Source organism: Algoriella sp., from assembly GCF_036647415.1.
Classification (GTDB): domain Bacteria; phylum Bacteroidota; class Bacteroidia; order Flavobacteriales; family Weeksellaceae; genus Empedobacter.
Map to the genome: position 1 here is coordinate 53,379 of NZ_JAVXKG010000018.1, position 10,923 is coordinate 64,301.

Here is a 10,923-nt window from a genome sequence, read left to right on the forward strand (position 1 = left end):
AGCGACTTTATAGTCGCTTTTTTTAGTAAAACTTTAAATCATCAAAGTTGTGAAATCTTTAATATTTTTATAAATTGAAGGTTGTTTAATAACCATAAAAATGCAATTAAAAGACCTATCTACTCAACTCGAAATATCACTCGGAAGTTTACAAAATTTTATCAACGATTTTAATATTGATTTAAGTTTTTGTATTGATGAAAATTTTAATGTAACCAATCAATTCAAAGAATTTTCTGAAGAAAATAAAGACTTTCTTCAGAAATATGCAGAAGATTATTCGAAAGAAAAAACAATAGAAGATATTGCCAAAACAATAGAAGCGAAAGAAGAAGATGTTCTACATTTTTTCACTTCAAATGGAATTCCTGCTGAGGTTGCAAAGCAAATCAAAACCAATATCTCTAGTTATTTAATTCATACTTATATCAGTGGAAATTATCCGTTTATAGAAAAAGCTTTTCCGCAATGCGAAGATTTCTCGACAAAAAGTTTAGTTGGTTATACCGATTTGTATTTTTATTTGACTGATATGTTAGATCCTTTTATCAGTAAAAATCAACTAGAAAGTTGGGGAATTTCTAAACCCGTTGGTGTTATTTTGTATGGACCTCCAGGAAGTGGAAAAATATATTGGGCAAAGAAAATTGCAGATATGATTGGATACGAATTTGTCCATGTTTACAACGATTATTTACTAGGAAATTTCAAGAACTCGAAGAATTCGTTTTCTAATTTTCTTTCAAAAAAAATGAGTCAACCCAAAACGTTACTTTTTATTGATTCTTTTGACGAATTATTAAGCTCAACTCATGATAATAATTTTTATCCAGAAACATTAGAGTTGATTTATTCGGTTCTTCGCCATATTCACAAAGATGATCAACAAGAATTGCTAATCGTTGGTTCTGCTGAGGTTTTAGGCGGTTTGACAGATGATATTGTGACGCCAGGAAGATTTGATTTGCATATTCCTATTTTTCCACCAAGTTTTGATGAACGTAAACAGTTAATTCTACATCATCTTACCAATAATCTCGCACCAAATTCGCCTTTATTGGCAATTCTAAAAAAACAAAATGCACTGAACAAAGAATTTTGGACACCGATTGCGGCTCAAATGAAACTATTTTCGAATACAATGCTAATTGATTTTACACAATCACTTAAAAAACGTTTGTATGCGTTATATCGAAAAGATGAAAAACAGAATATAGAGTTGACTCAAAAAATATTATTTGCAGCTTTTACAGAAGCAAAAGCGAAGCTAACTGTCGATTATTTTAAGCGTTGTGCGGTTTTTGTAAGCGAAGCAAAGCAAAATGTAGGACAAGATTTTCCACATCGAATTTTGGAGATGGAAATGGATTTAGAATTTTATTATAAATCGAAAGAAGAACCGATTTCAAAAATAGGGTTTAAACAAACCGAAGAAAAAGGTGAAGATAAAGAAGAAGAAACTAAAATTACAACTGTAGAATCTTAATAAATAAACAAAGCGATCAATTAATTGATCGCTTTTATTGTAATATTTGATTAGAAATTATTTTCCTAATTTTTTCAATGTTTGTTTTTGAACACCATTTTTGTGTACCAAAATATTAGTTGTTTTGTATTGTACAAAAGCTTTTGTTACATAAAGATATCCTTCGTAATCGTTTGTTAATCCCCAAGAATTTTTCACGATATAATATTCTTTTCCGTTTTGATCTTTTGCCGTTCCAACAATGTGCATACCATGATCATCAGTTGTTTGATAATCATCAAAAGCAGCTTGACGTAAATCTTCTGTAATTACTTTTTCTGGCTTTGGACCTTTGAACATATCAGCTTTTTGTTGAGTAGTCATATCTGCAAAATCAACTTCTGGTACATAAGCAACACCATTTTTCCAGCTAAATCCTTTTTCAGAAACATCAGTTGCCCAAGCTACCGTATACCCATTTTTCAAAGCATAATCAATATTATCCGTCATTTCTGTCATCGGAATATTATAGAATGCTTCGTACGCCCAGTTATCTGGAATTGCTAAAACATAAGACGTGTAATATGGTTGTTCTTTGAAAGATGTAATCGCTAAATAATCGTTTGGATTAATTCCTACAACTTGGTCTGCAAATGTACGAGGTGTATATTTTTTACCATTGTAAGTAAAATCTGCTGGATATTGCCCTAAATAACTATCAATAACAGCTGTATATGCTTTTTCCCAGTTTGGTGTTAACTTTCCGTTTGGATTAGAAACAACCGCTTTCAAAACTCCTTCTTGTATTGCAGCCATTTCACCAAATTGATTGGTTTTTGTACCATAATTCAATCCAGAATATGTTTCAGCAGGAACTGCTCCATATTTTTTGATCGTATTTAAAACATCAAAAAAAGAACCTCCATCTCCTAATGTTGTAGCGCCATGCATGCGTACATATTGTTTTCCTTTTTCTACGTATGTATTTCTTGCATTAAAAATAGCAGATAATTGGATTGGTTGTTTTCCCATTCTCAACATTTCAGATTCGAAGAAAGAATTTCCTGAATATGACCAACAAGTTCCCGACGAACCTTGATTTTCTACTGGTGTTTTTGCTAAATTGATAACTTCTGTAAATTTGAAAGCATCTTTACTATTTTCGCTTACATTTTTACTTAATGAGTTTACTAAGTTGTCTTGTGCAGTAACAAATTGTGCCGAAGCCAAGAATAAAGCAGAAGCTAAAATTGGATAAAAAATTTTACGCATAATATTTTCTTTGTGTGAGTATTCTATATAAGTAGCTAATTTCACGAAAATGTTAACAATAAACCTATAAAAATTTAAAGTTTTTTTAATTAAATCTGTTAGTAATCATTTACACAATGTGTTTTGTTAAGGTGAAACGAACTTGTTTGTAATAAAATTATCTTTACAGACATTACAAATAGGGTTAGTTTTTACGAAGTATATTATTTACAGATAAATAATTATATTAGTGGGTAATTTAATGAAATGCAGATATAGGTTTTTTAACTAGGCTAATCTATACTTTGTTTAGTAAGAAATAATTTTATGTGACATTTTTTTAAACTGAATGTATGATAATTAAAGCTGAAATAATTAGTCGATCTTATTCGGGTGTTTTTAAAGAAAAAATTTACGATATAGAAAGTTCATGGAATTCTCAAGATTGGACTTTTATAAAATTTACTGAAGACGATTATTCAGAGTGGTGTGGACAATTTAGAGGATTTCCAAAATCCGTACAAATTTCTAAAAAACACTACATGATTTTAATCTTAACAAGTGATTATTTGTTTCAAATAGACTCACAAACAGCTGGATTAAAACTCTTTGAAGATAAACATCAATATCAAAGCTTGATAGTTACGCCTTCTGATGATTTTTTAATTGCAGATTATATGAATATTGAAAAAATATCAGATTCAATTAGAAATAAAAAACTTATTGAAAGTCCTATCGAAATGGATTTTATTGAGTTTCAAAGCTGGAATAATAACAGTTTAGAATTTAAGTGTGATGAATTTATATATTGGGATAGACATTATGTAATGGAATATAACGATGATACTGAAACTATAAAAATAAAAAACTTCCGCTAACATTATATTTATAAAATGAATATTTTATGCTAAATAAATAATTTTTGTAATGTTTTTTTTTAAAACTGACTCAATATTCCAAAATGGATTTTTGATTCTTTAAAATCAAATGAAGTTTCGCCCGTTTTACCCACAGCGTAACTCAAATTGAAAATTCCCATCTTCGTCAAAAAAGAAATTCCTGTACCAATACTTAGCAGTGATGTATTGATATTGGCGCGTTTATTATCGATAAAACCATAATCAGAAAAAAGACCAATATAAAAGGCTTCGCTGGGCACAAAACGATAATCCATACTTACAAATCCGTACATATTAGCTGTTATACTTTCTTCGTTGAAACCTCTTATACTCCCAAAACCACCAATTCTGTACAATTCATTTTCGGAGAAAATATCATCTTTTGTTAATAAACCACGAAACTCCACGGCACCTTTTATGTAATGTTTTTTGGCGAGTTCAAATAATCGGAACGATTGCAAACCAATTTCATATTGATTGACGGTTTTATTCTCGATTTCTTCTGTCCAAGAAAAATTCTTTTCCTTTTTTCTGATAGAATTTACCATTACATTCAGCATCGATTTTCCTTCCATCATACGCAAAGGATGTTTCAGAAAATAATTATAACTCAATCCTACACCCGTTTTTGAATAATCATCGTAACTCGATTTTAGAAACGAATCATCTTCTAACAAAAAGTTAGACGACTGCAAAATTCCACTTACACCGATATTCGAATTGAGGTTGAGTTGATAAAATAACCGTTCAGAAAAATCAAGTGTCACGAAAACAGAATCTTGTTTGAAGAGTTTAAAATTTGTTTCCGAACCAATCGCAGATTTAAACAAATAAGGCACTTTAACACCAATATTCAACGACGTATTTTTGTTTGCCGTTCCGATCCAATTTAATCTAATTTCATCAAAATTATTAAACACATTATTCAACGAAAGTTGCACATTCCCATTCAATCTAAAGTCGCCATTATCATCTGTTCCGAAACCTAAAACGCCATCAAAATAATTTGAATTCACTTTTTTTGGATACAAATATAAAATCGTCGAGTCTTTACGGAAAAGCGTTTGCGGCGATTGTACTTCGGTAATATAATTGGTTTGATTCATAAACGTAGAAATTGTCGCCAACTTTTGTTCGTTGTAAATTTCTCCTTTTTTGATGTTCAATCCATGGCGTAAATAACCTTTGGACAGTTTTTCGTAACCAACCAATTTTACACCGTCAACAGTGCGTTGATTTCCTTTGTTCAGAATCAATTCTATTTTCGGTTCATTGTTTTCAAAACCTCTGGAAACGATATTAATTTGTGCAAACGGATAACCTTGATTAGAGTTTTCTGTTGAAATTTTATTCAGAATAGAATCTAAATTATTTGTCGGAAAAAAATCATTTCTATTTTGAAATAATTCATTGTTTTTAACCAAAATTGTTTGGTACAATTTTCCTTTGTTTAGATAAACTTTATCATTTTTAATAGAATCTACCGTCAAGGTGTAATAACCAACTTTTTGCAAAGAATCTAAAGTTGATTGTAGATTTTTGTTTTCAAAATCTTTTGTATACGATTTGTTTTCATCTGTATAACGATAAAATTGAAATGGTTTTTCTTGCCCAAAAAGTAAAATAGATTGTGCAAAGAATAAAATGATATAGAATAAAAATCGCATGTATGCTTGTAATAACGTATAAAATTGATGTTAAGTATTTGTTTTACTGATAAGTATTAGTTAATGTGTTAAAATTAAAATCTATTTTTGCCTTCAAATTTAAGATGAATGTTGAAATTATTTAAAATTACTGGATACTTAGAGGCTCTTTCTGCGATTGCTTTATTTTTTATTGCGATGCCGATGAAATATATTTGGGAAGATCCAACTTGGGTAACGCACGTAGGACGCATACACGGTGGTTTGTTTATCGCATATATTGTGTTGGTTTATATATTGAAAGAAAAATACAATTGGTCTTGGAAAATTTTTGCCATCTTTTTTGTTGCAGCAATCATTCCTGGTGGAACAATTTGGGCAGAAAAAAGATTGATCGAAGGTAAAAAATACAAACAACAATTAGCTGAAAACGAAACAAAATAATCGTTGAACTATTTGTTCTGAAAAGCAAAAAAGCCGAAGATAATTCTTCGGCTTTTCTTTTGTTGAGCGGGAAACGAGACTCGAACTCGCAACATTCAGCTTGGAAGGCTGACGCTCTACCAATTGAGCTATTCCCGCATTACTGGTACAAATATAAGTTGATGAAATGGTTTTTTGCAAACTTTATTTCAATAAATTTCACAACTTTTTTCTAATAAATTAATTCTGAATAATTTGTGTTGTTGATTTTTTTTGAGACATTAGAGAAATGAATTAATTTATGAAAAAACTGTTTATTTTTTGTGCTGTTTTTCTTCTATCAACATATAATTTTGGTCAAGAAATTAATAAAACTGATATTTTAGAATTATATATTAAGGAGAAGAATTTAAAAAATATTTCTAATAAAAAAATAGTAGATAAAGTTCATAATGGGGTTGAAAGGATTTTCAATCAACCAGAATTTTTATATGAAACTTCTATCTACTATGTTGATGAAGATATTGAAAGAATTTTTAATAATAATTTTGAAGTTAAAGATTCATTAAATGATAAAAAGAAGTTTAAATTCTCTACAAAATATAAATATCTAAAAAATAATTATTATCAATTTTCAAATGTAATAATTTCTAAAGATGCTAATTATGCTGCTTTTAGAGAAGATTATGTTTGTTATGGTTATTGCGGTGAGGGTAATTTAGTATTCATGAAAAAAATTGATAATAAATGGTTTTATCTAGGGAAAATAAATATTTGGATGAATTAATGAAAGCATTTGCCTTAATACTTATTTCGAGTTTTTTATTTAGTTGTAATTCGAATAAAAAGTTTGAATCAGAAAAGTGGATTCCTTTTGAAGAAGGAGTTTATGGAGAAAATTATCGTTATAAGATGTTAGATGATTTGGTTAATAATGTTTTAAAACTTGATTCAAATAATTCAAACGGAACGTCAAAAAATGAAGTTTATAAATTGATTGGTAAGCCTGATGAAACTTTAGATAAAACTGATATTTATTTAATTCAAGAAAAAATTGGTGAAATAGATCCAAATGGAGAAATTAAACTTTATCTAAAGTATAGTGATAATTTGACGTTGAATTATTGGAAAATAGAAGAAACAACTTACAAAGAATAAATTATGAAAATTCCCACAATTCACGGACTAATAGAAAGACGAATATTAGTCAATTATATAGCAGACCCATTATTTGTAGAAAAAATATTGCCCAAACCTTTTCGCCCTAAATTATACGAAGGAAAAGCAATTGTAGGTATTTGTTTGATTCGTTTAAAAAATATAAAGCCGAAAGGTTTACCTGATTTTGTAGGAGTAAATTCTGAAAATGGTGCACATAGAATTGCTGTAGAATGGGAAGAAAATGGAATTCTGAAAGAAGGAGTTTACATTCCCAGACGAGATACTTCTCTAAAATTGAATGCGATTGTTGGAGGAAGAATTTTTCCTGGTAAACATTATTTTGCGAATTTTAATGTAAAAGAAACGAATAATATTTATCATTTAGATTTCACGAGTTCTGATAAAACTACTATTGAAATTGATGCTAAATTAACTGATAATTTCAATGAAAATTCTATATTCAAAAATCTAAATAATGTCTCAACTTTCTTTGAGAATGGTTCTATTGGCTATTCTCCAAACGGAAATAATTTTGAAGGTCTAAAACTTGAAACTTATCGTTGGGAAATTCAACCTTTGGAAGTAACAAATGTAAAATCAAGTTTTTTTGAAGACGAATCTGTATTTCCAAAAGGAAGTATTCAGTTTGATAATGCAATTTTGATGACAAATATTGAACATGAATGGAAATCTTTAGATAAAATGAAGTGTATTTTGTAGATTATTTCTTCTTCAAAATAAAATCTTCTTCTTGATTATTTCCTAAATTAAATTGAAAAACTTCACCATAATCTACAGGAATTTTGAACGCATTTTTAATCGGAATTTGTACTAAATAGCACCACAATAACCGAATAATACCGCCATGTGCAACGATTAAAACTTTTTTGTGCGATTGATTTCTCAACTCGTCCATAAATTGAGTTAATCGAAAAAACATTTCTTCCATCGATTCTCCATTCGGCGTTTTAGTTGTTACAAAATCTGTATACCACGGATTTATTTCATCTGCGGGAATATCTTTCCACGACTGCATTTCCCAATCTCCAAAATTGAATTCTTTTAATCGATCATCCAAAATAATTTCTTCCGAAAAACTTTTAGCTAAGATTTTACAACGTGATAATGGACTGGAAAATACAATATCAAATTCTTCATCAATTAATGCATGAATTTGGTCTTTTTCTGTTTGAAATGATGAAGCTAATTCGACATCAGTTTGCCCGTAACAAACTGATGAAGAAATGTTAACTTTTGTATGTCGAATTACATAAACTTGCATAAAATAAGTACGCCTAAATAAAATAAAACTTCAGTTACTTGTTGTACAGTTCCCAAGCAATCGCCTGTATAACCACCAATATATTTCTTGAAATACCAACCTAAATATACTTTTCCTACATAGCAAAGAGGTAAAATAAGTAAGAATTTCCATTCGCCAAAAACAACAAATGGAAACAAACAAAACAGAAAACTTATGACTAAATTTTTGATTGGCAATGCTTTATTTGCCATTGGTTTCGATTTACTTTTATCAATATCTGTTACATATTCGTGTGTATAAATCATCATTCCAGAGAAAAAACGACTTACAGAATGTGCTGCAATAATACTAAAAATCATTAATTCAAGATTATTTTCAGCAATATGTTTTAGCGAAGTAAATTTTAATAACAACAAAAGAATTGCGCCAATTACACCATAAGCACCAATGCGACTATCTTTCATAATCGTTAAAATCTTTTCCTTGCCATATCCGCCTCCAAAACTATCGCAAACATCGGTAAAACCATCTTCGTGAAAAGCACCAGTAAGTAAAACGCTTGCAATAATCGAAATAATAATACTGATATCTATTGGTAAAATAAGTTGACACAGATAATAAATAATTGCATTTATAAGTCCGACCAATAAACCGATTGCAGCATAATATTTTTGCGATTGATTCATTATTTCGCTGCTATAATCAATTTTGAACGGAATAGAAATTCGCGTAAAAAACATGAGTGCCGTAAGGAAATAAGTAATTTCTTTTTTTATCATTTGATTAATCTTTATTACTTACTCCAGCCGATTCAAAACTCGCCATATCGTTGTAAAAATTAACTGCACTTTTGATGATTGGATAAGCCAACGCACAACCCGTTCCTTCGCCAACACGCAAATTAATTTTCAGAATTGGTTCTTCTTCAAAATAATTTAACAAATATTGATGTCCAACTTCATCACTTTGATGACAAAAAATTGCATTGTTTAAGATTTCAGGTTTTAGTTTCGAGGCGACCAAAATAGCTGCCGAAGCAATATATCCATCAATCATCAACAACATATTGTGTTCGTAAGCCGTCAACATTGCGCCTGTCATTTGTGCAACTTCAAAACCTCCAAACGTTGCTAAAACTTGTTTTGCATCTGTAATTTTTCCGTGTTTATCTTTTGCTTGAGAAAGAATATTGATTTTATTTTGTAATTGCTCATCATTCAAACCCGTTCCACGACCCACACATTGCGTCAAAGGTAAATCAGTTAAATAATGAATAATCATCGCTGCAGAAGACGTATTTCCTATTCCCATTTCTCCAAAACCAATAATATTTGTTCCGTTTTTGGCAATTTCATCTACCGTTTTCTTCGCATAATCAAAACTCAAATTTAGCTGATCTAAAGACATCGCGGGTTCATGAAGAAAATTTTTGGTTGATTTGGCAACTTTACAATTTTTTAATTTTGAATAATCTTCAAAATCATAATTAACACCTGCATCAACTATAGAAAGTTCGATCTCATTTTGATTACAAAACACATTTATCGCAGCGCCATTTTGCAAAAAATTAAAAACCATTTGCGGCGTAACTTCCGCTGGATACGCGCTAACGCCAGATTGCGCAATACCGTGATCGCCAGCAAAAACAATAAGGTGTGGATTTTTTAATTCTAAATGTGAATTTTGTTGAACTAAACCAATTTTGAGCGCGATTTTTTCTAATAATCCTAAAGCGCCAAGTGGTTTTGTTTTAAGGTCGATAATTTGTTGAATTTCTTCTTTTTGCATTTTAACTAAACTAATTTTTAATAAAAAATGCTTTCGAAATCAAGTGCAATCAATTCAACACTTATAAAAAATAAATGTAGTTTTGATTGAGCTTCAATCGCGAAAGCATCATCTAAAAAAGTGGTCTGGCTTATAGAAATTTCTACTTACAGTTGCGCGACAGCTCGAGATTTGCACTCGATTCCCTTTTGTGCAACTAAGGTAAGGAAATAATCATAAAAGCAAAAAACTATTCTTTTATAGCAATTATTCCTTGTATTCTTGGTTCTATTGCAATATCTCCCTTAATTATTTCTTCCATTGCGAAGTCTGCTACATTCAATTTTAGTTTTTTTGGTAGATTTTTGCTCGTATAATTTCTATTAATTTCTATATTTTTTTGATTAGATGCTAACCTGATGTCAATTGGAAAATCTTTCTGAACATCGAATTTTATAGTATATTCTTTTCCAACTTTCAGATTTTGTTCGATGATTTCATTGTTAATTAATAATCGATAGGTAGAAAATTCGTCTGGTTTTGATATAGAATCTTTGTTAACGATTAGTTTAAACTCAATTTTTTCAACTTGAACTGAATCATTTTTTGGTTCTGGATTATCGTGACAAGCTGTATTTGGTTTTTGAGCTTGCATTGTAGAAGTCATCAGACCAAAAGCCGAAAAAACCATTACATTAGAAATCGTTTTTTGAAACAAATTTCTACCCAACTGACTTGGATGAAAAATACCACAATAAACTTCTTCTTTTTGCATAGAATCGGCTAAATCAGTTTGATTCAAATTAGAAAAATCATTGATTTTATGTTGACATTTTGCACAGAAATTAACCTCATTCAATTTCTCTTTACATGGTGTTGGTAATATAATTTTCATCTTAATAAAGTTTAGATTTATAAAGAAGATGCAGAAAACTAAAAAAGGGTTGGTTGTAAAATAAAAAAAGCCCAAGAAAATAAATTCTTGAGCTTTTAGTACCTCAGGCGGGACTTGAACCCGCACGTCCTAATGGACACAGGATTTTAAGT

The 10,923-nt window shown here is 29.8% G+C and carries 12 protein-coding genes and 1 tRNA gene; 6 read left to right on the top strand and 7 right to left on the bottom strand.

Features of this window, described 5'->3' with window-relative positions:
* Positions 1–100 precede the first annotated feature (100 nt).
* Entirely contained in the window at positions 101–1,486 is a 1,386-nt protein-coding gene (locus tag RSC72_RS09110; RefSeq protein ID WP_332543844.1) for an ATP-binding protein, read from the top strand.
* Between the two features lie 57 nt (positions 1,487–1,543).
* Here the strand turns inward: RSC72_RS09110 and RSC72_RS09115 are convergent, their stop codons facing one another.
* On the bottom strand, positions 1,544–2,737 hold the full coding sequence (locus tag RSC72_RS09115) for an aminopeptidase C (protein WP_332543845.1): 1,194 nt from the start codon (positions 2,735–2,737) through the stop codon (positions 1,544–1,546).
* Between the two features lie 332 nt (positions 2,738–3,069).
* On the opposite strand from RSC72_RS09115, the gene RSC72_RS09120 reads away from it, so the two are divergent.
* Entirely contained in the window at positions 3,070–3,594 is a 525-nt protein-coding gene (locus RSC72_RS09120; protein ID WP_332543846.1) for a hypothetical protein, read from the top strand.
* 59 nt (positions 3,595–3,653) lie between these two features.
* Here RSC72_RS09120 and RSC72_RS09125 read toward each other — a convergent pair whose 3' ends face one another.
* A complete protein-coding gene (locus RSC72_RS09125; RefSeq protein ID WP_332543847.1) occupies positions 3,654–5,282 on the bottom strand; it encodes a ShlB/FhaC/HecB family hemolysin secretion/activation protein in 1,629 nt (542 codons plus the stop codon).
* A gap of 108 nt (positions 5,283–5,390) precedes the next feature.
* Here RSC72_RS09125 and RSC72_RS09130 point away from each other — a divergent pair, with 108 nt between their 5' ends.
* The gene (locus RSC72_RS09130) at positions 5,391–5,705 is read left to right on the top strand and encodes a DUF3817 domain-containing protein (protein WP_332543848.1); all 315 of its coding nucleotides are present in this window, start codon (positions 5,391–5,393) and stop codon (positions 5,703–5,705) included.
* A 65-nt stretch (positions 5,706–5,770) separates the two neighbouring features.
* Here RSC72_RS09130 and RSC72_RS09135 read toward each other — a convergent pair.
* Positions 5,771–5,843: transfer RNA gene (locus RSC72_RS09135), tRNA-Gly, on the bottom strand.
* 142 nt (positions 5,844–5,985) lie between these two features.
* Between RSC72_RS09135 and RSC72_RS09140 the strand changes: the two genes are divergently transcribed.
* Genes RSC72_RS09140 through RSC72_RS09150 form a run of 3 tightly spaced genes read left to right on the top strand, consistent with a single transcriptional unit; the run spans position 5,986 to position 7,565 of the window.
* Positions 5,986–6,471, top strand: a complete 486-nt coding sequence (locus tag RSC72_RS09140) for a hypothetical protein (RefSeq protein ID WP_332543849.1) — start codon at positions 5,986–5,988, stop codon at positions 6,469–6,471.
* Entirely contained in the window at positions 6,432–6,842 is a 411-nt protein-coding gene (locus RSC72_RS09145) for a hypothetical protein (protein ID WP_332543850.1), read from the top strand. The genes RSC72_RS09140 and RSC72_RS09145 overlap by 40 nt, the downstream gene beginning before the upstream one ends.
* Positions 6,843–6,845: 3 nt before the next feature.
* Entirely contained in the window at positions 6,846–7,565 is a 720-nt protein-coding gene (locus tag RSC72_RS09150) for a DUF2071 domain-containing protein (protein WP_332543851.1), read from the top strand.
* 1 nt (position 7,566) lies between these two features.
* Here RSC72_RS09150 and cobC read toward each other — a convergent pair whose 3' ends face one another.
* The 4 genes from cobC to RSC72_RS09170 all read right to left on the bottom strand — a co-directional run bounded on the left by cobC (position 7,567) and on the right by RSC72_RS09170 (position 10,771).
* A complete protein-coding gene (gene cobC, locus RSC72_RS09155; RefSeq protein WP_332543852.1) occupies positions 7,567–8,127 on the bottom strand; it encodes an alpha-ribazole phosphatase in 561 nt (186 codons plus the stop codon).
* On the bottom strand, positions 8,112–8,888 hold the full coding sequence (locus RSC72_RS09160) for an adenosylcobinamide-GDP ribazoletransferase (RefSeq protein WP_332543853.1): 777 nt from the start codon (positions 8,886–8,888) through the stop codon (positions 8,112–8,114). Before RSC72_RS09160 ends, cobC begins: the two co-directional genes overlap by 16 nt.
* Before the next feature lie 4 nt (positions 8,889–8,892).
* Positions 8,893–9,897, bottom strand: coding sequence for a nicotinate-nucleotide--dimethylbenzimidazole phosphoribosyltransferase (gene cobT, locus RSC72_RS09165; protein ID WP_332543854.1), 1,005 nt, complete (start codon positions 9,895–9,897; stop codon positions 8,893–8,895).
* 229 nt (positions 9,898–10,126) lie between these two features.
* Complete coding sequence (locus RSC72_RS09170; RefSeq protein WP_332543855.1) at positions 10,127–10,771, bottom strand: hypothetical protein; 645 nt, start codon at positions 10,769–10,771, stop codon at positions 10,127–10,129.
* Positions 10,772–10,923: the final 152 nt, after the last annotated feature.